Raw genomic sequence first — 26751 nt, forward strand, 5'->3', positions numbered from 1 at the left:
GGACCATGGACTGGCTGATCGCGATCCTGCTCGGCGCCCTCCAGGGGGCGACCGAGTTCCTGCCCATCTCCTCGAGCGCGCACCTGCGCATCGCCGGGCTGTTCCTGCCCGGCGCCGAGGATCCGGGCGCCACCTTCACCGCCATCACGCAGATCGGCACCGAGCTCGCGGTGGTGATCTTCTTCTGGCGCGACATCTCCCGCATCATCGGGAAGTGGTTCGGCTCCTTCTCCGGCCGCGTGCCGAAGGACGACCCCGACGTGAAGATGGGCTGGCTCGTCATCATCGGCACCGTGCCGATCGTGGTCGCCGGCGTGCTGTTCCAGGACCTCATCCGCGACCAGTGGCGCTCGCTCTGGATCACCGCGACGGTGCTCATCGTCTTCGGCGTGATCCTGGGCCTCTGCGACATGCTCGGCAAGCGGGTGAAGACCCTCGAGACCACCACCTACCGCGACGGGCTCCTCATCGGGCTCGCGCAGGTGCTCGCGCTCATCCCCGGCGTCTCGCGCTCGGGCGCGACGACGAGCATGGGCCGCGCCCTCGGCTACGAGCGGCCCGCCGCGGCGAAGTACGCGTTCTTCCTCGCCGTGCCCGCCGTCTTCGGCGCCGGCATCTACGAGACGATGCAGGCGGTCTCGGAGCCCTCGTCGGTCGGGCTCGGCTGGGGACCGACGATCGCCGCGACCGTCGTCGCGTTCGTCGTCGGCATCGCGGTGATCAAGCTGCTCATGGACTGGATCTCGCGCCGCTCGTTCCTGCCGTTCGTCGTCTACCGCATCGCGCTCGGCACCGTGCTGCTCATCGCGCTCGCCGCGGGCTGGATCGAGGCCGGCTGATGCGCTCCTGGCAGCGCCCCGGCGTCCCCGACCTCGACCGCCTCGGCCACGGCGCGGGGGAGCGGCCGAGCGTGCACGACGTGCGCCGCGACGGCCGGGCCGTCGTGCCCGCCGGCCCCGTCGCATCCATGTACACGTGCGGCATCACGCCGTACGACGCCACGCACCTCGGCCACGCCTTCACCTACCTCGCGTTCGACACGCTCACGCGCGTCTGGCTCGACGCCGGGCTCGACGTGCGCACCGCGATGAACTCGACCGACGTCGACGACCCGCTGCTCGAGCGGGCCGCGCGCGACGGGGTCGACTGGCGCGAGCTCGCCGAGCGCCAGCAGCAGCTGTTCCGCGACGACATGGAGGCACTGCGCATCCTGCCGCCCGACTCGTGGGTCGCCGTGACCGAGCGCATCCAGCCCATCGCCGACGCGGTGCGGCGGATGCTCGACACCGGCGACGCCTACGCGCTGCCGGCGGTCGGCGAGGACGGCACGCCGCTCGGGGAGGACGTGCTGTTCGACACCACGCGGCAGCGGCAGTTCCCGATGGGCTTCGGCAGCCGCACGGGCGCCGACGAGATGCTCGAGCTCACCCGCGAGTTCGGCGGCGATCCGGATCGGCCGGGCAAGCGCTCGCCGCTCGACCCGCTGCTGTGGCGCGCCGAGCGGCCGGGGGAGCCCGCGTGGGACTCGGTGCTCGGCCGCGGCCGACCCGGCTGGCACGTCGAGTGCACGGTGATCGCGATGCAGGAGCTGCACACGCCCTTCACCGTCGCCGCCGGCGGACGCGACCTGCGCTTCCCGCACCAGGAGATGCAGGGGCACCACGCGCTCGCGCTCGGCGCCCGCATGTTCAGCGAGGTGCGGCTGAACGCCGGGCTCGTCGCCTACGAGGGCGAGAAGATGTCGAAGTCGCTCGGCAACCTCGTGCTCGTCTCGCGGCTGCTGCAGCAGGGCGCGCGGCCCGCCGCGGTGCGGCTCGCGCTCCTGGCGCACCACTGGCGCGAGGACTGGGAGTGGACGGACGACCAGCTCGAGGCCGCCGAGCAGCGGCTCGACCGCTGGCTCGAGTGGTCGACGACGCCCGACGACGACCCGTCGCTCGCCGAGAGCGTCGTGCCGTGGCTGCGCGTGACGCTGCACGACGACCTCAGCACCCCCGCGGCGCTCCAGGCGGTCGACGCGTTCATCCAGCGCGCCCCGGCCGACGAGGGCAGCCTCGCGGCGATCGACGCGCTGCTCGGCATCGACCTCAGGTCGGTCGCGCGCCGCTGACGCCTAGACCGGCGGCGCGTCGTCGCCGCGGTCGGGCTCGTCGCCCGACGCGGGGCCGCGCGGATCGGGTCGCGGCCTGCCGTTCTGGTCGCGCAGGAAGCGCTCGAACTCGTGCGCGATCGCCTCCCCGGAGGCCTCCGGGCTCTCGACCGCGTCGCGCTGCTCCTCGAGCTTGCCGATGTAGGCGCGCATGTCGTCGTCGCGCTCGGTGAGCTCGTCGATGCCGCGCTCCCACTCGCCCGACTGCTCGGGCAGGTCGCCGAGCGGCACCGTGACGTCGACCATCTCGGAGAGCCGGTCGAGCAGCGCGATCACGGCCTTCGGAGCCGGCGCGTTGTGCACGTAGTGGGGCACCGACGCCCACAGCGACGCGGTCTGGATGCCGGCGTCCTGGGCGGCGAGCGAGAGCACCGTCATGATGCCGGTGGGGCCCTCGTACTCGCTCTGCAGCACGCCGAGCCGCTGCTGCAGCTCGCGGCTGTCGCTCGTGATCGACGTCGCGATCGGGCGCGTGTGCGGCACGTCGGCGAGCATCGCGCCGACGAAGACGATCGCGTCGACCTCGCAGCCGCGCGCGATCTCGAGGAACTCTGCGGCGTAGGCGGCCCAGTTGCGGCTCGGCTCCGCGCCGACGACGGCGAAGAGCTCGCCCTCGTTGCCGGTCGAGACGTCGAGCCCGGCGTCGGCGGCGAGCGGCTCGCGGGTCGAGGGGCGCGTCGGCGCGTAGGCGACCGTCGCGGGCCACTGGAGCGCCCGCGCGCCGTCCTCGAGCGTGCGGACGACGGGCCGGTGCATCGCGAAGTCGACGTACTCGTCGGGCTCGATCTCGTCGAACGCCTCGAGCTCGCAGGCCTCGATGAGCCGGCGCACGGCGCCGCTCGCCGCATCGCCGGCGTCGGTCCAGCCCTCGAAGGCGACGACCATGATGCGTCCCTCGATCGGTCCTCGCGCCACGACGGGCACCTCCTCATGTCGAACGCCCACTCTACGTCCCATCCCGGGTCGGGGCGGAGGCGGGCCGGACGGTCCGGTGCCGTCACGTCGGTAGGCTTGCGCGGTGACCGCCCCCACCTCCCGGCTCGACGCCGTCCTGTTCGACATGGACGGCACCCTCATCGACACGGAGCCCGTATGGATGGCTTCGGAGGCGCGGCTCGCGGCCGACCACGGCATCGCCTGGACGGCTGCGGATGCGGAGGCCCTCGTGGGCGTCGACCTCTGGGACGGCGCGCGCACGTTCATCGAGCGCGGCGTGCCGATGAGCGCCGACGCGATCGTCGATCGGCTCGTCGGTGAGGTGCTGTCGGGGCTCGGCGACGACCTGCCGATGCGCCCGGGCGCGCTCGAGCTGCTGCGCCAGCTGCGCGAGCACGAGGTGCCCGTCGCGCTCGTCACGATGTCGACCCGCCGCATCGTCGACCGCGTCGACGCCGCGCTCACGGCGCGGCTCGGCGCATCCCCGTTCGACGTGACCGTCGCCGGCGACGAGTGCGAGCGCGGCAAGCCGCACCCCGACCCCTACCTCCTCGGGGCGAGGCTGCTGGGCGTCGAGCCCGACGGCTCCGTCGCCATCGAGGACTCCATCACGGGCGCCGCGAGCGCCCTCGCCGCGGGCATGACCACGATCGGCGTGCCGCACGCGGTCGACGTCTCGCAGGTGCCCGGCATCGTCCACTGGCCGACGCTCGAGGGGCGCAGCCCCGCCGACGTGGCGGCCGCGATCAGGAAGGCCCGCGCATGATGGGCAGGACCGGCCCCTTCCAGTGGGGCGACGTGGTGCAGCTGACCGGCCCGAAGCAGCGCATGCACACCATCGTGCTCACCGAGGGCGCCTCCTTCGGCACCCAGCACGGCGCGCTCCCGCACGCCGACCTCATCGGCGTCGACGACGGCTCGCTCGTGCACGTGGGGGAGGCGCCGCACCTCGCGATCCGCCCGCTGCTCCACGACTACGTCATGTCGATGCCGCGCGGCGCCGCGATCATCTACCCGAAGGACGCCGCGCACATCGTCGGCTTCGCCGACATCCACCCCGACCTCACCGTCGTCGAGGCGGGCGTGGGCTCGGGCGCGCTGTCGCTGTGGCTGCTGCGCGCGCTGCACGGCACCGGCCGCCTCGTCTCGTTCGAGCGGCGCGAGGAGTTCCGCGCCGTCGCCGAGGCGAACGTGACGGGCTTCTTCGGCGAGCGGCCCGCCAACTGGCAGACGGTGCTCGGCGACCTCGCCGAGGAGCTGCCCGAGCACGTCGCCGACGGCGAGGCCGACCGCGTCCTGCTCGACATGCTCGCGCCGTGGGAGTGCGTCGACGCGACCGCGCGGGCGCTGCGCCCCGGCGGGCTCGTGCTCTGCTACGTCGCGACCGTCACGCAGCTGAGCCGCACCGTCGAGGCGATCCGCGCCGACGGCCGCTTCACGGCGCCCCGCTCGAGCGAGACCCTCGTGCGCGGCTGGCACGTCGAGGGGCTCGCCGTGCGGCCCGACCACCGCATGGTCGCGCACACCGGCTTCCTCATGACCGCGCGGCGCGTGGCCGACGGCGTCGACCTGCCGTCGTTCCGGCGCCGCGCCGCGAAGGCCGACTTCTCGGACGCCGACATCGAGGCGTGGACCCCTGGCGCGGTCGGCGACCGCACCCCGAGCGACAAGCGGATGCGCCGCGCGGTGCGGGATGCGCGGCGCCAGGCGGATGCCATCACCGGCGGTGCCGCGGACGGCGGCGCGGGCCGGGAGCCCGACGCCCCGCAGGTAGACTGACCGCGTCTCCCCGACCCTGAAAGGCCTCGCCGTGCGCACACGCCCCCTCTCGATCGCCGCGCTGCTCGTCGCAGCCGCGGGCCTCACCGCGTGCCAGGCGCCCGCGGGCAGCGTCGACGGCTGCTCGCCGCTGCTGCAGCCGGGGGATGCGTCCGACCAGGTGAGCGTCGTCATGGCCGAGGGCGCGCCCGAGGTCGACTTCGAGGTGCCGCTCGTGACCGAGGGCAACCAGGCCCGCCTGCAGGGCGGCGAGGGCGACCGGGCCCGCGAGGGCGACATCGTCGACGCCGACTACGTCGTGTACTCGGGCAAGACCGGCGACCTCATCTCGACCTCCTACGACGACGCGAGCCAGGAGATGGCCCCCGCGAACTCGCTGCGCCTCACCGCGGGGGGCGAGTCTGTGCTCGCCGACGCGGTCACGTGCGCCGCCCCCGGCACGCAGGTGACGCTCACGACGACGGTCGCCGACCTCTTCGGACCGGACGCCGCCTCCGCCCAGCTCGACATCACGCCCGCCGACACCGCCGTCGTCGTGCTCGGCGTGCAGGACCTGCACCCCGGCCGCGCCGAGGGCAACGCGCGCCCCGGCCAGCAGGGCATGCCCGCGATCGCGCTCGCCCCGAACGGCCAGCCCGGCGTCACCTTCCCCGGCAGCCCGGCCCCTGAGGGCCTGACCGTGATGCAGAGCATCGCCGGCACCGGCGAGGAGGTCGCCGAGGGCGACACGCTGCTGCTGCACTACACCGGCATCATCTGGGAGACCGAGGAGGTCTTCGACTCCTCGTGGGACAAGGGCACGCCGGCCGAGTTCGTGATCGCCGACGGCAGCCTCATCCCCGGCTTCGTCGACGCGGTCGTGGGCCAGCCCATCGGCAGCCAGGTCGTCGTCTCGATCCCGCAGGAGCTCGGCTACGCCGACCCTGCGACGCGCCCCGCCTCGATCGGGGAGGGCGAGCACCTGCTGTTCGTCATCGACATCCTCGACCGCGTCGAGCCCGCGCAGGGCTGACGCGGGCAGCGGGGCGGGCCGATGCAGAGGATCGAGGCGGAGGAGCGCCAGTTCTCGCTCCTGCTCGCGCTCGTCGACACGCGCACCGGCTTCACGAAGCAGGAGCTCTTCTCCCGCGTCGCCGGCTACCAGGGCCAGAGCGCCGGCCAGGCGCTCGAGCGGATGTTCGAGCGCGACAAGGACGCGCTGCGCGAGCACGGCATCGTCATCGACGTCGTGCAGCCCCCGGGCGACGACAGCAACCACGAGGCCCGCTACCGGGTGCTCGACGGCGTGCTGGGCGACCCGGCCGAGCTGCAGTTCGACGCCGAGGAGCGCGAGCTGCTCGACCTCGCGCTGCGCATCTGGCACGAGGGCGGCCTCACCGAGGAGGCGCAGCGCGCAGCCCTGAAGCTGCGCGCCGACCCGGAGTTCCGGGGCGGGCTGCCGCTCGAGCGCACCCCCGGCCGCACCGACGAGCCCGAGGCGAGCGCCGCATCCGTCCTGCAGCCGCGCCAGCGGCCCCGCGAGAGCGCCTTCCAGGCCCTCAAGCGCGCCGCCGACCGCGGCCGCGAGGTGGTCTTCGACTACTTGAAGCCCGGCGACCGCTCGCCCCGCACGCGCACGGTGCAGCCGTGGGCGACGGTGCTCTTCCGGGGGCGCTGGATGCTCGTCGGCCACGACCTCGGCGCCGAGGACGCCCGCACGTTCCTCATGCAGCGCATCGTCTCGCCCGTGCACGACCGCGCCGCGAAGCAGCCCTTCGAGGCGCCGGCGGATGCCGCGGCGGCGGCGCTCGAGAAGCTCGAGGAGATCTGGCGCGGCGCCACGGTCGCGGTGCGCGCCGTGCCCGGCAGCGACGCCGACATCCGGCTGCGCCACCGGCCCGGCACCGCCGAGGAGGACGGCCTGCTCGTGATCCACCACGCCGACCGCCACCTCATCGCCGACGAGCTCGCCGGCTTCGGCGCCGACGTCGCGGTCGTCCGGCCCGACGAGCTGCGCGACCTCGTGCGCGAGCGGCTCGAGCGCATCCGCGACGCCCACGCGCCCGCATCCGCTCCCGCCCACGCCTCCCGGGAGCAGGCGTGAGCGCCGCGCGCGTCGAGCGCGGCATCGGCCTGCTGCTGTCGCTCATCCAGTACGTCTCGGCCTCGGGCTCGGCGACCGTGGCCGAGGCCGCGGCGCACTTCGGCGTCGACGAGGAGCGGATCCGCGAGGCGGTGCAGCGCGTGTTCATGGCGGGCGTGCCCGACGGCGCCGGCGACTTCATCCGCTTCGACATCGACTTCGACGCGTTCGAGGAGCAGGACGTCATCTCGGTGACGATGCGCCCGGCCTTCGAGGACGAGACGGTGCGCCTCTCGCCCCGCGAGGCGAGCGCCCTCATCGCCGGCCTCACCCTCGTCGCCGGCTACACCGACGCCTCGCCGGAGCGCGTGGAGGCGCTGCGCGCCAAGCTGCGCCGCGCCGCGTCGCGCGGCGCCGACACGGTCGCGGTCGACGCGCTCGGCGCGCCGCGGCTCGCGCAGCAGGTGCGCGACGCCATCCGCCGCCGCCAGGTGCTCGAGCTCGACTACCGCAAGCCCGACGAGGGCTCCTCGCGCCGCCGCGTGGCGCCGACCCGCCTCGAGCTGCGCGAGGGGCAGGTCTACGTCGAGGGCGTCGACCTCGACCGCGAAGCGATGCGCACGTTCCGCCTCGACCGCATCGAGCGGCTCGAGCCGGCCGACGACGCATGGCCGGATGCGCTGCCCGCGCACGAGCGGCACGTCACGGGCACGGCGCAAGTCGTCGCCACGCGCGCAGCCGCCGCCATGCTCGCCGACTACGCCGCCTCGGCCCCGGTCTCGATCGACGGGGAGCGCGTGCGGCTCGACATCGAGGTGTGGAGCGAGGCGAGCGTGCTGCGCGCGGTGGCGGCGTGCGGCGGCGACGCCGAGATCGTCGCGCCGCCGAGCCTGCGCGCCGCGATGCACCGGTTCGCCGAGGCGGCGCTCGGCGCCGCCGCCGAGGCCGCCGACGGCCGCTAGACTGGAGTCCGACGGAAGGGGACGCCATGCCATTGGGGAACGCGTTCAACGGCTGGCACCTGCTCATCATCCTGATCGTGGTGCTGCTGGTGTGGGGATCCACGAAGCTGCCCGCGCTCGCCGAGAGCCTCGGCAAGTCGGCGAAGATCCTGAAGAAGGAGATGCGCTCCGACGACGAGGCGCGGCCCGGCACCCCCGGTCCCACCGGCACCGGCACGCCCTCCGGCCCCGCGACCGGCACCGACCGCTCCACCTCGGCACCGGGCAGCGACTCGACGAGCGACCAGCGCTAGCCGATGGCCCGGTCCCGGGCCCGCGGCACCCGCAACGCTGAGGGCCGCATGCGCCTCGGCGAGCACCTCGTCGAGCTGCGCCGTCGCCTGCTCATCTCCGCCGCCGCCGTGCTGGCGTGCACCGTCGCCGGCTTCTTCGTGGTCGACTGGCTGCTCGAGATCCTGCAGCGCCCGCTCACCGAGCTCGCCGAGCAGGGCCGCATCACCGACCTGCTGTACACGACCGTCACCCAGGCGTTCGACCTCAAGCTGCGCATCGCCATCACCACGGGCGTGATCGTCGCGAGCCCCGTCTGGCTGTACCAGCTCATCCGCTTCTTCCTGCCCGGGCTGCGCAGCAACGAGCGCAAGTACGTCTTCGGCTTCCTCGCCGCCGCGCTGCCGCTGTTCCTCGCCGGCTGCGCCGCCGGCTGGTTCGTGTTCCCGCACATCGTGCAGCTGCTCGTGCAGATCGCGCCGGTCGGGTCGCTGTCGTACCTCGACGCCACGATCTACTACGACTTCGCCTTCAAGCTGCTGCTCGCGGTCGGCGTCGGCTTCGTGCTGCCGGTCTTCCTCGTGGTGCTCAACTTCGCCGGCGTCGTCACCGGGCGCGGCATCCTGCGCGCCTGGCGCTGGGCGGTCATCGCGATCACGCTCTTCACCGCCATGGCGACGCCCGCCGCCGACGTGATGAGCATGTTCCTCCTCGCGATCCCCATGCTGGCGCTCTACTTCGGCGCCGCGGGCATCGCGATCTGGCACGACCGCAGGCTCGAGAAGCGCGCTGCTGCCAAGGTGGACGCATGAGCATCGCCACCGACGCGTTCGCCCGCGCGATGCCGTTCGGCCTCGACCCGTTCCAGCGCGAGGCGTGCGAGGCGATCGAGGCAGGCTCGAGCGTGCTCGTCGCCGCCCCGACGGGCGCCGGCAAGACGGTGGTCGCCGAGTTCGCGATCCACCTCACCATGGAGGCGCCCACCGGCCGCGTCTTCTACACGACGCCGATGAAGGCGCTCTCCAACCAGAAGCACCGCGAGCTCACCGAGGTCTACGGCAGCGCATCCGTCGGCCTCCTCACCGGCGACACGTCGATCAACGGCGACGCCCGCATCGTCGTGATGACGACCGAGGTGCTGCGCAACATGCTCTACGAGGGCCGCGACCTCTCGGCGCTCGAGTACGTCGTGATGGACGAGGTGCACTACCTCGCCGACCGCTTCCGCGGCGCCGTGTGGGAGGAGGTCATCATCCACCTCCCGCGCCACGTGCGGCTCGTGTCGCTCTCGGCGACGGTGTCGAACGCCGAGGAGTTCGGCGCGTGGCTCGACGCGGTGCGCGGCGACACCCGCGTGATCGTCAGCGAGCACCGGCCGGTGCCGCTCGACGCCCACGTGCACATCCGCGGACGCCTCGTCGACCTCTTCGACTCGAAGGCGGCGGAGGAGTCGCACCGGCCGAGCCGCGAGCTCGTCGAGCTCGCGCGCGGCGGCGACGTCGCCGACTCGGCCGCGCACGGCCACCGCGACCGGGGCGGCCACAACCGCTACCGCTCGCGGCGACCTCCGAAGGGCGGCCGCCGGCCCGCGCCGCCCGGCCGCGGCGGCTTCGGCGGCCGCGTCGACCGCGTCGCGCTCATCGCCATGCTCGACGAGCGCGAGATGCTGCCGGCGATCGACTTCATCTTCTCCAGGGCCGGATGCGACGCGGCCGTCCGGCAGGTCGTCGAGGGCGGGGTGCGGCTCACGACCCCCGAGGACCGCGCCGAGATCCGCGCGATCGTCGACGAGCGCTGCCGCCTGCTCGACGACGCCGACCTCGGCGTGCTCGGCTACTTCGACTGGCTCGACGGGCTCGAGCGCGGCGTCGCCGCGCACCACGCGGGCCTGCTGCCGGTGTTCAAGGAGGTCGTCGAGGAGCTCTTCCGCGCACGCCTCGTGAAGGTCGTGTTCGCGACCGAGACGCTCGCCCTCGGCATCAACATGCCGGCCCGCACGGTGGTGCTCGAGCAGCTCGAGAAGTTCAACGGCGAGGCGCGCGTGCGCATCACGCCGGGGGAGTACACGCAGCTCACGGGCCGCGCGGGCCGCCGCGGGATCGACACCGAGGGGCATGGCGTCGTCATCTGGAACGGGGCGCTGCAGCCGGTCGAGGTCGCGTCGCTCGCGTCGCGCCGCACCTACCCGCTGCACTCGAGCTTCCGCCCGACGTACAACATGGCCGTGAACCTCGTCGACCGGCTCGGCGTCGTCGGCACCCGCGAGGTGCTCGAGACGTCGTTCGCGCAGTTCCAGGCCGACCGCTCGGTCGTGCAGCTCGCCCGGCGGGTCGTCGACCAGCGCGAGAGCCTCACGGCGTACGAGTCGTCGATGACGTGCCACCTGGGCGACTTCTCCGAGTACGCCGAGCTGCGCCGGGAGGCGAGCGAGCTCGAGCGCGACGACCAGCGGCAGGGCGTCAGCCACGGCGACCACGAGCGCAACCAGCGGCGGCTGAAGCGCCTCCGCGCCGCCATGCGCGCGCATCCGTGCCACGCGTGCCCGGAGCGCGAGCAGCACGCCCGCTGGGGCGAGCGCTACTGGCGGCTGCGGCGCGACATCGAGAAGGCGGAGCGGCAGATCGAGCGCCGCACCGGCCAGATCGCGCAGGCGTTCGACCGCATCGCCGAGATCCTCCGCGAGCTCGGCTACCTCGAGCGCACCGAGCACGGCGAGCGGGTCTCGGCCGCCGGCGACATGCTGCGCCGCATCTACGGCGAGCGCGACCTGCTGACGGCCGAGAGCCTGCGCCGCGGCCTCTGGAGCGGGCTCGACGCGCCCGCGCTCGCCGCGATCGCGTGCGCGCTCGTCTACGAGGGCCGGCGCGACGACGGCATGCTGCCCGAGCGGATGCTGCCGAAGGGGCCGTTCCTCGACGCGCTCGACGCGACGCAGCGCCTGTGGGCGCAGCTCGACGACCTCGAGCAGGCGCACCGGATGCCGGGCACCGAGCCGCTGCAGACGGGGCTCACGCTCGCGATGCACCGGTGGGCGCGCGGCTACCCGCTCGAGCACGTGCTGCGCGACACCGAGCTCGCCGCGGGCGACTTCGTGCGATGGACGAAGCAGACGATCGACGTGCTCGAGCAGCTCGAGCACGTGGCGCCCAAGCGGCTCGCGCGCACCGCCGCCGAGGCCGTCGACCGCATCCGCCGGGGCGTCGTCGAGGCGTCGGGGTCGGCGCTGTGACGGGCGCGCGCCCGTGACCGTCGGCAGCGCCACCGCGCGCCGCACCCGCGCCCGCCTGCCGCTCCCGACCGCCTACGCCTGGGCGGCGGCGATCGCCGCGGGCGCCGTCATGCCGTTCGCCTTCCAGCCGTTCGACTGGTGGCCGCTCATCCTGCCGGCCGTCGCGCTCGCCCTCGTCGCGCTCCGCGGCCGCACCCTCGGGGCCGCCTTCGGCATCGGCTTCGTCACCGGCGCGCTCTTCTTCCTGCTCCACATCCAGTGGATCACCGTGTACCTCGGCCCCGTGCCGCTCATCGCCCTCACCGCGTGGATGGCGACCTGGTGGGGCCTCGGCGGGATGGCGCTCGCCCTCGCGTGGCGCTGGGGGGAGCCGCGGATGCGCGGTCCCGTGGGCTCGTTCCTCGGCCTCCCGGCGCTGCTGGGCGCCGTCTGGACGCTCCGCGAGAGCGCGTCGGCCACGGTGCCCTGGGGGGGCTTCGCCTGGGGCAGGCTCGCGCACTCGCAGGCCTCGAGCCCGCTCGCCGACACGACGAGCTGGGTCGGCCTCACGGGCCTCACCTTCCTCGTCGCGACGGCGTCGGCCCTCGTGCTGCAGCTCGTGCTCCACCACCGCACGATCCTCCGCCGCCGGCTCACGATCGGCGCCGCGGCGCTCATCCTGCTCGTGGCGATCCCCGCGTTCCCGGTCGAGCGCAGCGGCAGCCTGCGCGTGGGCGCGGTGCAGGGCGCGAGCGAGGCGGGGCTGCTCGCGCCGTACACGCCGGGCGAGATCCTGCAGCAGCACGTCGACGCGACCGAGGCGCTCCGCGGCGAGGAGCTCGACCTGCTCGTGTGGCCCGAGAACGCGGCGGAGTTCTTCGCCGACGAGTCGCCCCGCACGATGGCGACCCTCGACCGCATCGCGACCGGCTTCGACGCGCCGCTCGTGGTTGGCACGGTCACCCGCGACGGCGACGACACCTACAACGCGCTGCTGCAGGTCGAACCGGGGGAGGGCGCGGTCGCCGAGTACCGCAAGCGCCACCCGGTGCCCTTCGCCGAGTACCTGCCCCAGCGCGAGGTCCTCGCGCCGATCCTCGACGCCCTCGGGTTCCTCGAGCTCATCCCGCGCGACTACAGCGTCGACCCCACGAGCGCGAACGCCTTCGACGTCGCGGGCACGATCGCGGGCGTCGCGATCTGCTTCGACATCGTCGACGACGCGCTCGCCCGCGAGATGGTGCTCGACCACGGCGCCGAGATCATCCTCGCGCCCACGAACAACGCCGACTTCGGCCGCGGCTCCGCCGAGAACGTGCAGCAGCTCGCGATCGCGCAGCTGCGGGCCGTCGAGGCGGGTCGCGCGCTCGTGAACATCTCGACCGTCGGCACGAGCGCCGTGATCGCCCCCGACGGCACGATGCTCGACCGCCTGCCGCAGTACGAGCCGGGTGCGATGCTCGAGGAGCTGCCGCTGTCGACGACCGTCACCCCGGGCATCCGTCTGGGAGCATGGATCGACCTGGCGCTCTCCATCGGCGCCGCACTCGCGCTCGCGGGCCTCGGCGCCGCGCACCTCGTACAACGGAAGGGACGGGCGGATGCCTGACGTGATGATCGTCGTGCCCACGTACAACGAGGTCGAGGGCCTCGAGCGCACGGTGGGGCGGCTGCGCCAGTCGGTGCCGCACGCCGAGCTCGTGATCGTCGACGACGGCAGCCCCGACGGCACGGGCGAGCTCGCCGACCGGCTCGCCAAGCACGACGCGGGCACGCTCGTCATCCACCGCTCCGAGCGGGGGTACCGCTCGGCCGTGATCGAGGGGATGCGCTTCGCGATGTCGCGCGGCGCGACCCGCGTGGTCGTCACCGACGCCGACGGCTCGTACGACGCCGACGGCCTGCCCGAGCTGCTCGCGGTCTCGAACGAGGGCGTCGACCTCGTCATCGGCTCGCGCTTCGTGGAGGGCAGCGACGTGCGCAACATGGGCGTGCGCCGCCGCCTCGCCGCGCAGCTCGGCAACGCCTACGCGCGCGCCATGCTGCAGACCGACGTGCAGGACCTCACGAGCTCGCTGCGCGTCTACCGCACGCGCATCCTGGCTTCGCTCGACCTCGACGCGATCCAGGTCGACGCGTACGCCTTCCAGATCGCGATGGCCGTGCGGGTCGCGCAGGCCGGCGGCACGATCGCCGAGGTGCCGATCGGCTTCATCGAGCGCGCCGTGGGCAGCTCGAAGATGCGCGTGGCCGAGGAGCTCGGCACGCTGGGCGCGGTCACGAAGTGGGGCCTCGCGGGCGTGCGCGCCCTGCCCAAGCCGCCGCGCTGAGCCCGCGCGCCGATCCGCCTACGGCAGCAGCGGCCGCGCCAGGTCGCAGCGATCGGTGACGATCCCGTCGACGCCCATCGCGAGGAGCTCCTGCATCTCGGCCGGGTCGTTGATCGTCCACGCGTGCACCTCGACGCCCGCCGCGCGGAACGCGGCGATGCTGCGCTCGGTGAGGATCTCGATGCCGCGGTGCCGCCGCGGCACCTGCAGCGCCTCGACCGGCTCGAGCACGCGCGCGAGCGCCCGCTGCAGCCCGAGCCGCTGCGCGGCGAGCGCGCGCACCACCATCGGCTGCGAGGCGCTCGTCGCGACCTCCGGCAGCAGGGCGAGCGCCTGGCGCCGACGCCGCTCGGAGAACGAGGTCAGGAGCACGCGCGAGGCGGCCTTGGCCTCGACGACCGCGCGCACCGCCGGCACGACCGCCGCATCCGACTTCAGGTCGATGTTCCAGCGCGCGTCGGGCAGCGCCAGCAGCGCCTCGCGCAGGCCCGGCACGCCCTCGCTCTGGCCGAGGTCGATCTCGGCGAGGTCCTGCCAGAGCGTCTGCTCGATCACGATGTCGCGCCCGGCCACGCGGTCGAGGCTCGGGTCGTGCGCGATGACCGCGACGCCGTCGGCGGTCGCGTGCACGTCGGTCTCGAGGAACGTCGCCCCCGCGTCGAGCGCCGCGATGAAGGCGCGCATGGTGTTCTCGGGCGCCTCGAGCGCCAGCCCGCGGTGGGCGAGCACCCGCGGCGGGGCCGGGGTGAGGTAGGTCACTGCCGGGGCGACCCGCTGCCGTCGGATGCGCCGCGCGGGTCGTCGCCGTCGGCGCGCGGCAGGTCGGCGGCCGCGTCGCGGGCCGCCTCGAGCGCCTCGCCGTAGTCGGCGTCGGGCGTCTCGTCGGCGAGCGACGTCGAGGAGGAGACCGCGTCGGTCTGCCCGGCGCCCTGCGGGTCGATGCCCGACGCCTGCAGCGTCTCGGCGATCGACGGCACCTCGACGTCGCTCACGGAGTCGGCCTGGAAGGTCTCGTCGAGGATCGACGGCTCGGCGGCGTCGGAGTGCTTGCCCTTCTGCTTCTGGAACGGCACCTGGGCGCGGCCCTCGAAGAACCCGCGTCCCACGCCCTGCAGGGCATCCGTGAGCTCGGACGGGATGATCCACAGCTTGTTGGCGTCGCCCTCGGCGAGCTTCGGCAGGGTCTGGAGGTACTGGTAGGCGAGCAGCTTGTCGTCGGCGTCGCCCTCGTGGATGGCGGCGAAGACGCGCTCGATGGCCTCCGACTCGCCCTTCGCGAGCAGCACCTGCGCCTCGGCATCGCCCTTGGCGCGCAGCACCTGGGCCTTCGCCTGGCCCTCGGCGCGGAGGATCTCGGACTGGCGGAGGCCCTCGGCCTCGAGGATCTGCGACTGCTTCGAGCCCTCGGCGGTGAGGATCGCGGCGCGGCGGTCGCGCTCGGCGCGCATCTGCTTCTCCATCGAGTCCTGGATGGAGTGGGGCGGGTCGATCGCCTTCAGCTCGACGCGGCCGACGCGCAGGCCCCACTTGCCGGTGGCCTGGTCGAGCACGTTGCGCAGCTGGCCGTTGATCGTGTCGCGGCTGGTCAGCGCCTCCTCGAGGTTCATGCCGCCGACGACGTTGCGGAGCGTCGTGGTGGTGAGCTGCTCGACGGCCGACAGGTAGTCGGCGATCTCGTAAGTCGCCGCTCGCGCGTCGGTGACCTGGAAGTAGACGACGGTGTCGATCGAGACGACCAGGTTGTCCTCGGTGATCACCGGCTGCGGCGGGAACGAGCGCACCTGCTCGCGCATGTCGACGTGGTACGCGACCCGGTCGATGAACGGCACGAGGAAGTTGAGGCCTGGCTGCAGCACCCGGTGGAAGCGGCCGAGCCGCTCGACCACGCCGGTGAAGCCCTGCTTGATGATCCGGATCGACCTGAAGAGCGTGACGAGCACGAACAGGACGACGAGGATCACCACGATCGTCAGGAACACTCCGAGGATGAATCCTCCGTCGATCGGCATGGGGTCTCCTTGGTCTATCGCTGGGCGGGGACGACGATCGCCGTCGCCCCGTCGATGGCGGTGACGACGATGCGCTCGCCGACGTCGGGGTCGCGCGGCTGCACGGTGGGGGAGAGGCGGGCGGTCCAGGTGTCGCCGTTCGCGAGCGTCACCTCGCCGGCGCCGCGCTCGAACGAGCGGGTGACCTCGCCGGGCATCCCGAGCAGGGCCTCGATGCCCTGCTTGTTGACCTCGCCGGACTCGTGGAGGCGCTGCAGCAGCTTGGGCCGCACGAGCAGCAGGAGCAGCAGGGCCGACGCGGCGGCGATCAGGATCTGCGCCCACCAGGGGAGACCGGTGATGCTCGAGACGAGGCCGACCACCGACGACATCCCGATCATGAGGAACGTGAACTCGAGCGTGACCATCTCGATGATGAAGCACACGAGTGCCACCACGAGCCACGCGATCCATGCGTATTGGATGAGGTCCACGTCGCCAGCGTAGTCAGCGGATGCTGTGTCCGGGGCAGGCGCGCGGCTGCCCGCCCGCGCCTCGCGCCCCGGCCCATCTCGCACGGGCGGCCCAGTAGTGTCGTGGGGAACCGAAGGAGCTCCCGTGCCCGATCCCGCCTCCGCATCCCTCGCACCCGGCTCGCTGTCGGGCCGCACCGCACTCGTCACCGGCTCGAGCCGCGGCATCGGCGCCGCGACCGTCGACCTGCTGGCCCGCGCGGGCGCCGACGTGGTCGTCAACTACCGCGCCAAGGCCCCGCGCGCCGAGAAGGTCGTCGCCGCGGCCGAGGCCCAGGGCGTGCAGGCGATCGCCGTGCAGGCCGACCTGACCGACGCCGCCAGCGTCGCGGCGATGTTCGCCGCCGCCGAGGAGCGCTTCGGCGGCCTCGACATCCTCGTCATGAACGCCTCCGGCGGCATGGAGGCCGGCATGGGCGAGGACTACGCGATGCGGCTCAACCGCGACGCGCAGGTCGCGCTGCTCGACGCGGCCGTGCCGGTGCTGCGCGACGGCGCGCGGGTCGTCTTCGTCACGAGCCACCAGGCGCACTTCATCCGCACGACGCCGACGATGCCCGAGTACGAGGCCGTCGCGCTGTCGAAGCGCGCGGGCGAGGACGCCCTCCGCGAGCGCATCCCCGCCCTCGCCGAGCGCGGCATCGAGCTCGTGGTGGTCTCGGGCGACATGATCGAGGGCACCATCACCGCGACCCTGCTCGAGCGCGCCAACCCCGGCGCGATCGCGAGCCGCCGCGAGGACGCCGGCCGGCTCTACAACGTCGAGGAGTTCGCCCGCGAGGTGGCGCTCGCCGCCGTCGAGCCAGTGCCCGCCGACAGCACGCGCCTCGTCGGCGACGTCTCCGGCTTCGCGACCGACGAGGGAGGGCAGGCCTGATGCGCGCCGACGACATCGAGCGCCTCGTCTCGCTCTCCCGCCCGGCCGTCCACCCGAGCGGCGAGTACGCCGTGGTCGCCGCCTCGAGGCCGAGCCTCCGCGCCAACCGCAACGTCGGCCAGCTGTGGCGCGTGTCGCTGCGCGACGGCGCCCGGCGCCGCATCACCGGCGGCGTCGCCGACCGCTCGCCGCGCCTCACGCCCGACGGCGGCACGCTGCTGCTCGTGCGCGACGACGATGCCGGCAAGCCGCAGGTGTGGGCGATGCGCGTCGACGGCGGCGAGCCGGTGCAGGCCACCGCGCAGCCCGGCGGCGTGCTCGAGTACGCCGTCTCGCCCGACGGCACCCGCATCGCGTTCACCGCGGCCGTGCTCGAGCCGGGCCGCTACGGCTCGGTCGAGGGCGTGAGCGCCTCGCAGGAGCCCGCGCGCCTCATCACGCGCAACCGCAACCAGGCGAACGGCACCGGCAGCCTCATCGGCCGCCGGTCGCACCTGTTCGTCGCGCCGCTGCCCGACCTCGACGGCGAGCCCCGCTACGAGCGCGCCGCGCACCCGCACGACGAGCCGGGTCGCATCGACGACGCCCCGCACGCGCCGGAGGCCATCCGCCTCAGCCACGGCGAGTTCGACCACTCGGCGCCGGCCTTCTCGGCCGACGGCGAGCGCGTGCTGTGCATCACGGCGCGCCACGACACCCGCGACGACGACCTGCTGAACGCGGTCGTCGAGTTCGACGCGGGCGTCGCCGAGGGCGAGCCGCACACGATCCTCAGCTCGCGCGCGGGGCTCTCGGTGGCCGAGGTGCAGCCGACGCCCGACGGCGGCTTCGTGCTGCTCGCGCAGCAGATGGGGGAGTCCGGTCGCGACTTCGTCGGCCGCAGCACGCAGCTGTTCGTGCTCGAGCACCCCGGCGCGCACCCGGAGGAGGTCACCGAGGGCGACACCGTCGACCTGGGCGAGCCGGGCAGCCACGCGACCGTCGTCGAGGACGGCGTGCTCGTGCAGCAGCGCCGCCGCGGCCGCGTCGTGCTCGTGCACGTCACGGGCGGCGGCTCGAAGGAGCTCATCGGCGGCGACGTCGAGGTCATCGGCCACGGCGTGGGCGACGGCGTCACCGTCGCGACCGTCGCGACGCCGACATCCGCCGGCGAGGTGGCCGTGCTCGACGACCGCGGCGTGACCGTGCTCACCGACTTCGGCGCGCCCCTCGCGGAGGCCGGCGTCGCCGCGCCCGTCGAGCATGAGTTCCCCACCCGCGACGGCGGCACGGTGCACGGCTGGGTCTGGGTGCCCGAGGGCGAGGGCCCGCATCCCGTGCTGCTGAACATCCACGGCGGGCCGTTCGCGCAGTACGGCGTGGGCGTGTTCGACGAGGCGCAGGTCGCGGTCGACGCGGGCTACGCGGTCGTGCAGTGCAACCCGCGCGGCTCGGCCGGCTACGGCCGCGAGCACGGCATCGCGATCCGCCAGGCCATGGGCACGGCCGACATGCACGACGTGCTGGACTTCCTCGACGCATCCATCGACGCCCACCCCGAGCTCGACCGCGAGCGGCTCGGCATCATGGGCGGTTCGTACGGCGGCTACCTGACGGCGTGGACGATCGCGCACGACCACCGCTTCGCGGCGGCGATCGTCGAGCGCGGCTTCCTCGACCCCGAGTCGTTCGCCGGCACGAGCGACATCGGCTGGTTCTTCGGCGGCGAGTACACCGGCACCGACCCGGATGCGATGCGGGCGCAGAGCCCGATGGCGCGCGTCGGGGACGTGCGGACGCCGACGCTCGTCGTGCACTCCGAGCAGGACTGGCGGTGCCCGCCCGAGCAGGCGCAGCGCTACTGGGCCGCCCTCAAGCGCAACGGGGTCGAGACGGCGCTGCTGCTGTTCCCGGGCGAGAACCACGAGCTGACGCGCTCGGGCCAGCCGCGGCACCGCGTCGAGCGCTTCGAGCACGTGCTGCGGTGGTGGGCGAAGCACCTGCCGACGCAGCAGAACCACGGGCAGTAGGCGGGACGGCCGGCCCCGTCGAGCGGCATCGCTCGCGCGGCGGGGCTAGGCGGCCCGGGCTATGCCGTCGGCTGCACCCCGTCGGCGACCGCGGCCACGACCCGGTCGCGGCCCTCGTCGTCGAGCAGGCCCAGCTCGTGCGCGATGCGCGCCGCCTCGTCGTAGGAGGAGTGGAAGCGGATGCCGGCGGCCTCGAGCTCGGCGCGCGCCGCGCCCTCGACGGGCACGACCTCGTGGATGAGCACTGCCACGCCGAGGCCCGCGCCGCGGCGCAGCATCTCGGCGCCCACCTGCGGGTCGGCCTGGCCGCTGTCGCCGAGGAACATGAAGCGGCACTCGGGGAACAGCTCGCGCTCCCGGTCGAAGTTCTGCAGCTTGCGCTGCTTGATCGACTTCTTCGTGAAGAGGTTGAGGAAGGAGCCGCCGAGCACCGCGTGCGGCGGCAGCCCCAGGTCGGCGAGCCCGCCGCGCGTGTACTGCTCGATGAGGCCGCGGGGCCCCTCGGGGCGCGCGGTGACGAACGTCAGGTCGCCGGGGCGCGACGGCTCGCCGGAGTGGCCCTCGTCGAGCTCGATGAGCAGCTCGACCACGCCCGGGTAGACGATGCCGCGCGGGTAGCGCGTCTCGTGCAGCATGGCGCGCACCGTGTCGTCGATGTCGCACAGGATGCGGAGGTCGTGGACGGGGGAGTCGGCGGCCTCGGCGGCGATGTGGGCGAGCACCGCCTCGCGGTCGGCGGGCAGCAGCCGCTCGTAGACGACGTGCTCGAGGTCGTGCCGGTCGCCGGAGGCGTTCAGCAGGTACTTCATGTCGCGGAACGGCTCGCCCGTGAGCGACAGCAGCATGCTGCGCACGCCGTGCGACACCGTCGGATCGAGCGGCAGGCCGCGCAGCGCGTGCACGATGCGCGCGCGCATGGCGGGGCTCAGCTCGGCGGAGCGGTCGACGCACAGCAGCTGCACGAGCTCGCGCCGCTCCCGTCGGCGCAGGAGCCCCGTGAGGAGGTTGCCGGCGATGGCGTCGATCGTGCGCTGCAGGTCGATCTGGGCGAGCACGGACTCGAGCGCGCCCTCGGGGGTCGCGCGCAGCTTGGCCAGGGCCTCGGAGGGATTCACGGCTCCGATCCTGGCACCCGCACCCTGAGCGCGGCGTGATCGATGCGCGCGTCGATCCGCTCAGCCCTGCCCGCCGGGTCGCCGTCGAGCTGCACGGGCATCGGGGCGTCGACGGCGCCGAGCGTCACCCGCTCGGCGCGCCGGTGCCGCAGCACGCCCTCCGCGCGCGCAAGCCCCGCGCCCGCAGCGGCGATGCGGCCCCAGTGCGCCAGGTGGCGCGGGCTCACCGTGGCCACGTGCAGCAGTCCGTCGTCGAGCCGGGTGCCCGGCAGCACCCGCAGCCCCGCGGGGATGCGCGCGGCGTTGTGCACGAGCACGCTCCACGCGCGGGCCGCCTCGACCGGGCCGCCGTCGAAGCGGCCGCGCACGGCGAAGCTGGGGTGCCCGAGGCGGCGCGCGCCCGCGGCCACGTAGGAGAGCCAGCCGAGCCGGCGCTTCGCGCGCAGCGACGACGCCTCGACGGCGAGCGCGTCGTTCCCGACCCCGACGACGACCAGGAACGGCGCCTCCGGCTCGCGCTCGCCGCCGGCGCGCGTCAGCACCACGCGGCCGAGGTCGATGTGCGCGGTCGGGCCGGAGACCGCGACGCGCGCCGCGGCGGCGACGTCGTGCAGCGGCAGGTCGAGGTTCCTCGCGAACAGGTTGGCCGTGCCGGCAGGCACGATGCCGAGCGGCATGCCGGTGTGCGCGAGCTCGGCCGCGATCGCACGGACCGTGCCGTCGCCGCCGACCGCCACGACCGCATCCGCCCCGGCTGCGAGCGCCGCGCGGGCCTGCGGGCCGCCCGGCTCGGCCGCGGTGGTCGCAGCGACCCGCGCGTCGAGGCCCGCGCGCGCCGCCTCGCGCAGCACGGCGTCGACGGCCCGCGCGGCACCGCGGGCCGTGGGGTTGCCGATGACGACGAGCTCGGGCACGCGGCCAGGCTAGCGAGCGCTCAGCCCGCGTCGGCGACGACCAGCCTGCCGCCGAGCCACGCCGCCATCGACTCGAGCTCGGCGTCGACGGCGCGCCGCAGGCGCCGGTCGGGCTCCGCGTCCCAGTGGATGCGCGCCACGCGCAGCGCGCCCGCGTCGCGGTCGGTGCGCGCGTCGACCTTGCCCACCAGCCGGTCGCGGTCGAGGATCGGCAGCGCGAAGGCGCCCCAGCGTCGCCTCGCCGCCGGCGTGTACTGCTCGAGCGCGTAGTCGAAGGCGAACAGCTCCGCCATGCGCCGCCGCTCGGCGATGAGGCGGTCGACGGGGGAGAGGATCGCCACGCGCCCGGCGAATCCCTCCGCGGTCGCCGCCTCGTCGAGCCGCCACTCGCGCCGCGTGCCCTCGACGAGCACCGGCACGCCCGCGTCGCCGACGAGGGCCGGACGCGCGATGCCGAGGGAGCGCAGCCGCCGGCGGTCGCGCTCCGCGGCGGCCTCGGCCGCGTCGAGCGACGGACCCGGCGGCAGCACGCGCTCGGCGAGGTCCCACACCCGCTCGAGGCCGGCGCGCTCGGCGACCGCGACGAGCCCCGCGCGCAGCAGGTGCTCGAGCATCATGGCGACGTCGCGGCCGGTGTTCCAGCCGCTCGAGGCGTAGGGCGCGTCGGCGGTGTCGTCGATCTCGCGCTGGGGGAGCGGGCCGTCGGCGCGCAGCTGCTCGAGCAGCCGCTGGCGGAAGCCGGCGTTCTGGTCGAGCCACTCGCCGCCACGTGCGGCGGCCGCGGCCATCTCGGGCCGGTGCAGCGGCAGGTCGGCCGTCGGCACGAGCGCGACCGCGTGCGGCTCGCGCGGCGACGGCTGCAGGATCCACTCGAACAGCGACTGCTCCACCTCGGCCGCCCGGCGCACCGCGCCGGCGTCGATCGCGTGCCCCAGCCGCGACCAGGCGACGTGCTCGGCGGCGGGCATCACGATGTCGGTGACGTTGACCTGCAGCAGCGTCAGGTGCCGCGCCACGTCGACGAGGTCGTCGGAGCCGCCGACGAGCGCGCGGTCGGCGTCGAGCAGCTGCCCCCGCACCGCGATGCGGCGCGCCTCGGCGCGCGGGATCGTGCGCGGCTCGGCCATGCGTCGACGGTAGTGCCGCGGTGCCAGGATGGTGCCATGTCTGATCGCGCTGCGCTCCGTCCCGAGACCGTCACGGTGAGCGCTGGCCGCCCCGCCCACGTGCCCGGCGCCCCCTTCAACGAGCCGGTGACCTTCGCGAGCGCGTTCGTCGCCGGCGGCGAGCTCGAGTACGCGCGCTACGGGAACCCGTCGTGGACGGCGCTCGAGGAGGCGCTCGGTGCGCTCGAGGGCGGCGAGTGCATCTCGTTCGCGAGCGGCATGGCCGCGGTGAGCGCGGTCGCCGCGCTCGTGCCGCACGGCGGCGCGGTCGTCGTGCCGCAGCACGCGTACCAGCACACCCTGATGCTGCTCGACACCGGCGCCGCGGAGGGCCGCTTCGAGGTGCGTCGGGTCGACATCGCCGACGCCGCCGCCGTCGAGGCCGCGATGCCCGGCGCGGCGATGGTGTGGATCGAGTCGCCCACGAACCCCGCGCTCGAGGTCGCCGACATCGCGAGGCTCGCGGCCGCGGCGCGGGCTGCCGGCGCGCTGAGCGTCGTCGACAGCACGTTCGCGTCGCCGCTCGTGCAGCGGCCGCTCGAGGACGGCGCCGACGTCGTGGTGCACTCCGCGACGAAGCTCATCGCCGGGCACAGCGACATCGTGCTCGGCGCGGTCGCGACCGGCAGCGCCGACCTCGCCGAGCGCATCCGCCAGCACCGCGGGCTGCACGGCGCGATCCCGGGCCCGATGGAGGCGTTCCTGGCGCTCCGGGGCCTGCGCACCCTCTCGGTGCGCCTCGAGCGCGCGCAGGCGAACGCGCGCGAGCTCACGCGCAGGCTCGCGGATGCGCCAGGCGTCGTCGAGGTGCGCGATCCCGGGTTCGGGACGGTGCTCGCGATCGTGCTCGCCGATGCGGCGGCCGCCGACCGCGTCGTCGAGCGCGTGCGCCTGTGGATCCCGGCGACGAGCCTCGGGGGAGTGGAGTCCACCCTCGAGCGTCGGCGCCGGTGGGCGACCGAGGCGCCGACCATCCCGGAGGGGCTCATCCGCCTCTCGGTCGGCATCGAGCACATCGATGACCTCGCCGACGACCTGCTGCGGGCGCTGGCGGCATGACGGCGCGCGCGCTCGCCGATGGCGCGGTGCTGCGCCCCGCGCGGCCCGGCGACGAGCCCGGCATCCTCGCGATGATCGAGGCGCTCGCGCGCTACGAGCGCGAGCCCGACGCGGTCGAGAACACCGCGCCGATGCTCACGGCGGCCCTCTTCGGCGACGAGCCGCGCGTCTTCGCGCACGTGGTCGAGCACGACGGCGCGATCGTCGGCATCGCGATCTGGTTCGTGACCTACTCCACCTGGACGGGCATGCACGGCATCTGGCTCGAGGATCTCTACGTCGACGAGCGGATGCGCGGGCGCGGCCACGGCCGCGCGCTCATGGCGGCGCTGGCGGCCGAGTGCCTCGAGCGGGGGTATCGGCGCTTCGAGTGGACCGTGCTCGACTGGAACGCGCCCTCGATCGCCTTCTACCGCTCGATCGGCGCCGAGCCGATGTCGGAGTGGACGACGCAGCGGCTCTCGGGCGAGCGGCTCGCGGAGCTCGCCGGCCGCTGAGCAGCCGCGGGCGCCGGGGGAGCGGCGCTCAGCCCAGCCGCAGTCGCGAGGGGCGCACGAGCCGGGCGCCTGCGGCGTCCCAGCCGTCGCGGGTCGGTGCCGCGTCGTCGACCGAGAACGACGCCTGCGCCGCCGCGAGGTCGGGGTAGCGGCCGAGCGAGGCGCCCGCGCCGTCGACCGCGACGAACTCCTCGAGGCTCTCCTCGACGAAGCCCAGGAACGTCAGGCCGTCGTCGTCGGCGCGGCTCGCGACCCAGAGGCCGTTGCCGGGCGTGGCCCACGTCACGGCGGGCGCATCGATCGTCTCGGAGCGGTTCGGCCTTGCCATCGTGTCGGTCATGACCGCTCCTTCGAGATTCGTTAGTTCGACGATCGAAATGTATCACGCTCGAACGGTATAGTCGGACCTGACAGCGGATTCCCAGGCACGGCCCGGGGGACGCGGCGCACGGGAGCGGAGGCGGAGATGCGGCAGGCGGAGTCGAACGAGGGCTCGGGCTACTGGTACCCGCAGCACGGCGTGCCGACGAGCGTCGACGTGCTGAACCTGCTGCGCCGGTACCGCGCGACGGAGGGCGCGATGCGTGCCCGGACGCGCTCGTCGATGGGTATGGGCGAGACCGACCTGCTCGCGCTGCGCATCCTGCTGCAGACGCAGCGCAGCGGCGAGCTCATGCGGCAGCGCGACCTCGCGCACGCCCTCGGGCTCGCGTCGCCGTCGGTGACGGCACTCGTCGACCGCCTGGTGCGCAGCGGCCACGTGCGCCGCGAGCCGCATCCCGACGACCGGCGCGCGACGATCGTCGTGCCGACGACCGACACCGACACCGAGGTGCGGGCGACGCTCGGCGCGATGCACCGTCGCATGATCGACGTCATCGACAGCATGGACGAGACCGAGCGCCTCGCCGTCGCGAGCTTCCTGCAGCGGATGGTCGCGGCCGTCGAGCAGGTCGACGAGCACGAGGAGCCGGCCCCGGCACCCGTGCTGACCGCCTAGCCCCGTCCGGCGCTCCTGCGTCAAGCGCCGATAATGCACATTATGTCGGATCGAAGAGGGTACGAAGCCCTCACGCCCTTCTGGTATCCCCCGCGCACTCGCCGAAACCCGCAGGCGGAGCGACGAGCAGGCGGCCGATCCCCGCGCATGCCGCTGTAAGAATCTGCGGCAGCGCGCGGCGCGCACTGCCGCGCGACGCTTCGATGCCGCGAGCGTCAGTGACTGCTGTATAGTCAGTGTGTGCTGACTATTGCGAATCGACTGGACGTGATGCATCGGCTGGGCCGGGCACTGGCGGACCCGACGCGCTCCCGCATCTTGCTGAGCTTGCTGCGGGCGCCGAACTACCCCGCTGTCCTTGCGCGCGAGCTCGACCTAACACGCTCGAACGTATCGAACCACCTAGCCTGCCTACGTGACTGCGGCATCGCCGTGGCCGAGCCTGAGGGCCGCCAGACGCGGTACCAGATCGCCGACCCGCACCTCGCGCAGGCGCTGACTGCGCTAGTTGAGGTGACCTTGGCTGTCGACGAACAGGCGCCATGCCTCGATCCGGAGTGCCCTGTCCCCGGCTGCTGCGAGACGGCCCGATGAGCGCGGAGACGCTGACCGAGGAGCGACGGAGCACCCTGCACCGCCGAGTGCGACTGATCGTCGGATTCACGATCACCTACAACGTCATCGAGGCGATCGTCGCGATCTGGGCGGGCTCGATGGCCTCTTCAGCCGCTCTGATCGGGTTCGGTCTCGATTCAGTCGTTGAAGTGCTCTCCGCTGCCGCGGTCGCATGGCAGTTCACCCGGAAGGATCCGGAGCGGTGGGAGAAGGCGACTGTCCGCGCGATCGGCATCGCGTTCTTCGCTCTCGCCGCGTACGTCATCATCGACGCGGTGTTCACGTTGACCGGAATCGAAGAAGTCGATCACAGCCCACTGGGCATCGGAATCGCCACTCTCAGCCTGCTCGTCATGCCGGCTCTGGCCTGGTTCGAGTTCCGCACTGGCCGTGAGCTCGGTTCGCGCAGCGTGCAGGCGGACGCAAAGCAGTTGCTCCTGTGCATCTACCTGTCGGGCACGGTCCTCATCGGCCTGTTGCTCAACCTGCTCTTCGGCTGGATGTGGGCAGACTCCGTGGCTGCACTGATCGTCGCTGGGCTCGCGATCCGCGAAGGCGTCGAGGCGTGGCGCGGCGAGGTCGAATCGCCCTTCGAGGTCCTTGGCGAGCTCGAGACGAAGAAGATCTAAATGCTCGCGACCATTACGTCCGCGATCGGCATGTTCGCGGCAACCAACATCGACGACATCGTCATACTCACCGTGCTCTTCCTGGCATCGTCCCGCGGCGGGCCCCGGCCCTGGCAGATCGTTCTCGGCCAATATCTGGGATTCGCGACGCTCGTTGCGATCAGCGTTGTCGCGGCACTGGGGCTTACGATCGTCCCGGACGAGTGGGTCGGCTTCCTCGGCCTCATCCCGCTGCTGATCGGTGTGATCGGACTCATCCGGGGACTGCGCGACCGTGACGATGCAGATCCTGACGAGTCGGCGATGAAGAACCTCGGCCTGCTCGGCATCGCCGGAGTCACCATCGCGAATGGCGCGGACAACATCAGCCTCTACACGCCGGTGTTCCGAACCATCTCGCCCGCGGACACCGCCATCACCATCGTCGTATTCCTCGCTCTGGTGAGCGTCTGGTGCCTCCTCGGCAAACTCATCGGCACGCACAAGGCCGTCACCGAGGGCCTCGAGCGGATCGAGCACTGGCTGGTCCCCGTCGTGTTCATCGGCCTGGGCTTGTTCATCCTGATCGAGTCCGGCGTCATCCCCCGCCTGTTCGAGGCACTGGCCTGATGTCGGTCACCAGCAGCAACTCGCCGACACACGCAGCGACACAA

At 73.6% G+C, this 26751-nt stretch carries 27 protein-coding genes and 1 pseudogene; 20 read left to right on the top strand and 8 right to left on the bottom strand.

Features of this window, described 5'->3' with window-relative positions; all coding sequences use genetic code 11:
• Positions 1-5 precede the first annotated feature (5 nt).
• A complete protein-coding gene (uppP, locus tag J2X49_RS09410) occupies positions 6-839 on the top strand; it encodes an undecaprenyl-diphosphatase UppP (protein WP_246990962.1) in 834 nt (277 codons plus the stop codon).
• Positions 839-2110 (top strand): cysteine--1-D-myo-inosityl 2-amino-2-deoxy-alpha-D-glucopyranoside ligase, encoded by a 1272-nt coding sequence (locus tag J2X49_RS09415; protein ID WP_128189375.1) that lies wholly within the window; start codon positions 839-841, stop codon positions 2108-2110. Before uppP ends, J2X49_RS09415 begins: the two co-directional genes overlap by 1 nt.
• Positions 2111-2113: 3 nt before the next feature.
• Here J2X49_RS09415 and J2X49_RS09420 read toward each other — a convergent pair whose 3' ends face one another.
• Positions 2114-3064, bottom strand: coding sequence for a PAC2 family protein (locus J2X49_RS09420; RefSeq protein ID WP_225792719.1), 951 nt, complete (start codon positions 3062-3064; stop codon positions 2114-2116).
• Between the two features lie 103 nt (positions 3065-3167).
• On the opposite strand from J2X49_RS09420, the gene J2X49_RS09425 reads away from it, so the two are divergent.
• Genes J2X49_RS09425 through J2X49_RS09470 form a run of 10 tightly spaced genes read left to right on the top strand, consistent with a single transcriptional unit; the run spans position 3168 to position 13696 of the window.
• A complete protein-coding gene (locus tag J2X49_RS09425; RefSeq protein ID WP_128189372.1) occupies positions 3168-3851 on the top strand; it encodes an HAD family phosphatase in 684 nt (227 codons plus the stop codon).
• Positions 3848-4864 (top strand): tRNA (adenine-N1)-methyltransferase, encoded by a 1017-nt coding sequence (locus J2X49_RS09430; protein ID WP_396131187.1) that lies wholly within the window; start codon positions 3848-3850, stop codon positions 4862-4864. Before J2X49_RS09425 ends, J2X49_RS09430 begins: the two co-directional genes overlap by 4 nt.
• Positions 4865-4895: 31 nt before the next feature.
• Complete coding sequence (locus tag J2X49_RS09435; RefSeq protein ID WP_128189371.1) at positions 4896-5876, top strand: FKBP-type peptidyl-prolyl cis-trans isomerase; 981 nt, start codon at positions 4896-4898, stop codon at positions 5874-5876.
• Positions 5877-5897: 21 nt separating this feature from the next.
• The gene (locus J2X49_RS09440) at positions 5898-6947 is read left to right on the top strand and encodes a WYL domain-containing protein (RefSeq protein ID WP_310125319.1); all 1050 of its coding nucleotides are present in this window, start codon (positions 5898-5900) and stop codon (positions 6945-6947) included.
• On the top strand, positions 6944-7888 hold the full coding sequence (locus J2X49_RS09445; RefSeq protein WP_128189368.1) for a YafY family protein: 945 nt from the start codon (positions 6944-6946) through the stop codon (positions 7886-7888). The genes J2X49_RS09440 and J2X49_RS09445 overlap by 4 nt, the downstream gene beginning before the upstream one ends.
• A 26-nt stretch (positions 7889-7914) precedes the next feature.
• The gene (locus J2X49_RS09450) at positions 7915-8181 is read left to right on the top strand and encodes a twin-arginine translocase TatA/TatE family subunit (protein ID WP_128189367.1); all 267 of its coding nucleotides are present in this window, start codon (positions 7915-7917) and stop codon (positions 8179-8181) included.
• A 3-nt stretch (positions 8182-8184) separates the two neighbouring features.
• On the top strand, positions 8185-8970 hold the full coding sequence (gene tatC, locus J2X49_RS09455) for a twin-arginine translocase subunit TatC (protein WP_310125328.1): 786 nt from the start codon (positions 8185-8187) through the stop codon (positions 8968-8970).
• Positions 8967-11387: an RNA helicase gene (locus J2X49_RS09460; protein WP_246990953.1), complete on the top strand. Its 2421-nt coding sequence runs from the start codon at positions 8967-8969 to the stop codon at positions 11385-11387. Before tatC ends, J2X49_RS09460 begins: the two co-directional genes overlap by 4 nt.
• A gap of 13 nt (positions 11388-11400) precedes the next feature.
• The gene (gene lnt / locus J2X49_RS09465) at positions 11401-12975 is read left to right on the top strand and encodes an apolipoprotein N-acyltransferase (RefSeq protein WP_310125335.1); all 1575 of its coding nucleotides are present in this window, start codon (positions 11401-11403) and stop codon (positions 12973-12975) included.
• Positions 12968-13696: a glycosyltransferase gene (locus J2X49_RS09470; protein ID WP_128189363.1), complete on the top strand. Its 729-nt coding sequence runs from the start codon at positions 12968-12970 to the stop codon at positions 13694-13696. Before lnt ends, J2X49_RS09470 begins: the two co-directional genes overlap by 8 nt.
• An 18-nt stretch (positions 13697-13714) precedes the next feature.
• Here J2X49_RS09470 and J2X49_RS09475 read toward each other — a convergent pair whose 3' ends face one another.
• From J2X49_RS09475 to J2X49_RS09485, 3 genes and pseudogenes are all read right to left on the bottom strand, one after another.
• A complete protein-coding gene (locus J2X49_RS09475; protein WP_128189361.1) occupies positions 13715-14455 on the bottom strand; it encodes a glycerophosphodiester phosphodiesterase family protein in 741 nt (246 codons plus the stop codon).
• A gap of 332 nt (positions 14456-14787) precedes the next feature.
• Positions 14788-15705, bottom strand: a pseudogene (locus J2X49_RS09480) (SPFH domain-containing protein); the annotation flags it as partial.
• 14 nt (positions 15706-15719) lie between these two features.
• Positions 15720-16178, bottom strand: a complete 459-nt coding sequence (locus J2X49_RS09485) for an NfeD family protein (RefSeq protein WP_225792717.1) — start codon at positions 16176-16178, stop codon at positions 15720-15722.
• 124 nt (positions 16179-16302) lie between these two features.
• Between J2X49_RS09485 and J2X49_RS09490 the strand changes: the two genes are divergently transcribed.
• Both J2X49_RS09490 and J2X49_RS09495 read left to right on the top strand, forming a co-directional pair.
• Positions 16303-17094 carry an SDR family oxidoreductase gene (locus tag J2X49_RS09490; RefSeq protein WP_246990948.1) on the top strand — a complete coding sequence of 264 codons (792 nt, stop codon included), beginning with the start codon at positions 16303-16305 and terminating at the stop codon, positions 17092-17094.
• Entirely contained in the window at positions 17094-19103 is a 2010-nt protein-coding gene (locus tag J2X49_RS09495; protein WP_310125349.1) for a S9 family peptidase, read from the top strand. The genes J2X49_RS09490 and J2X49_RS09495 overlap by 1 nt, the downstream gene beginning before the upstream one ends.
• A gap of 59 nt (positions 19104-19162) precedes the next feature.
• Here the strand turns inward: J2X49_RS09495 and J2X49_RS09500 are convergent, their stop codons facing one another.
• From J2X49_RS09500 to J2X49_RS09510, 3 genes are read right to left on the bottom strand one after another with little or no spacing between them, the layout of a single operon-like run.
• Positions 19163-20218, bottom strand: coding sequence for a hypothetical protein (locus J2X49_RS09500; protein ID WP_310125351.1), 1056 nt, complete (start codon positions 20216-20218; stop codon positions 19163-19165).
• A complete protein-coding gene (locus J2X49_RS09505) occupies positions 20215-21132 on the bottom strand; it encodes a diacylglycerol kinase family protein (RefSeq protein WP_310125353.1) in 918 nt (305 codons plus the stop codon). The genes J2X49_RS09500 and J2X49_RS09505 overlap by 4 nt, the downstream gene beginning before the upstream one ends.
• 20 nt (positions 21133-21152) lie before the next feature.
• The gene (locus J2X49_RS09510; RefSeq protein WP_310125355.1) at positions 21153-22259 is read right to left on the bottom strand and encodes a DNA glycosylase AlkZ-like family protein; all 1107 of its coding nucleotides are present in this window, start codon (positions 22257-22259) and stop codon (positions 21153-21155) included.
• 36 nt (positions 22260-22295) lie between these two features.
• On the opposite strand from J2X49_RS09510, the gene J2X49_RS09515 reads away from it, so the two are divergent.
• A complete protein-coding gene (locus tag J2X49_RS09515) occupies positions 22296-23357 on the top strand; it encodes a PLP-dependent aspartate aminotransferase family protein (RefSeq protein ID WP_246990942.1) in 1062 nt (353 codons plus the stop codon).
• Positions 23354-23854 (top strand): GNAT family N-acetyltransferase, encoded by a 501-nt coding sequence (locus tag J2X49_RS09520; protein ID WP_310125359.1) that lies wholly within the window; start codon positions 23354-23356, stop codon positions 23852-23854. The genes J2X49_RS09515 and J2X49_RS09520 overlap by 4 nt, the downstream gene beginning before the upstream one ends.
• Positions 23855-23882: 28 nt before the next feature.
• On the opposite strand, the gene J2X49_RS09525 is transcribed toward J2X49_RS09520, so the two are convergent.
• Positions 23883-24194 (bottom strand): hypothetical protein, encoded by a 312-nt coding sequence (locus J2X49_RS09525; protein WP_310125361.1) that lies wholly within the window; start codon positions 24192-24194, stop codon positions 23883-23885.
• 126 nt (positions 24195-24320) lie between these two features.
• Here J2X49_RS09525 and J2X49_RS09530 point away from each other — a divergent pair, with 126 nt between their 5' ends.
• The 4 genes from J2X49_RS09530 to J2X49_RS09545 all read left to right on the top strand — a co-directional run bounded on the left by J2X49_RS09530 (position 24321) and on the right by J2X49_RS09545 (position 26707).
• Entirely contained in the window at positions 24321-24854 is a 534-nt protein-coding gene (locus J2X49_RS09530) for a MarR family winged helix-turn-helix transcriptional regulator (protein ID WP_128189347.1), read from the top strand.
• Positions 24855-25094: 240 nt separating this feature from the next.
• Positions 25095-25448 (top strand): metalloregulator ArsR/SmtB family transcription factor, encoded by a 354-nt coding sequence (locus J2X49_RS09535; protein WP_310125367.1) that lies wholly within the window; start codon positions 25095-25097, stop codon positions 25446-25448.
• The gene (locus J2X49_RS09540) at positions 25445-26098 is read left to right on the top strand and encodes a cation transporter (protein WP_310125369.1); all 654 of its coding nucleotides are present in this window, start codon (positions 25445-25447) and stop codon (positions 26096-26098) included. The genes J2X49_RS09535 and J2X49_RS09540 overlap by 4 nt, the downstream gene beginning before the upstream one ends.
• Complete coding sequence (locus J2X49_RS09545; protein WP_310125371.1) at positions 26099-26707, top strand: cadmium resistance transporter; 609 nt, start codon at positions 26099-26101, stop codon at positions 26705-26707.
• Positions 26708-26751 lie beyond the last annotated feature (44 nt).

This window comes from Agrococcus sp. BE272 (assembly GCF_031457935.1).
GTDB classification, from domain to species: Bacteria; Actinomycetota; Actinomycetes; order Actinomycetales; family Microbacteriaceae; genus Agrococcus; species Agrococcus sediminis.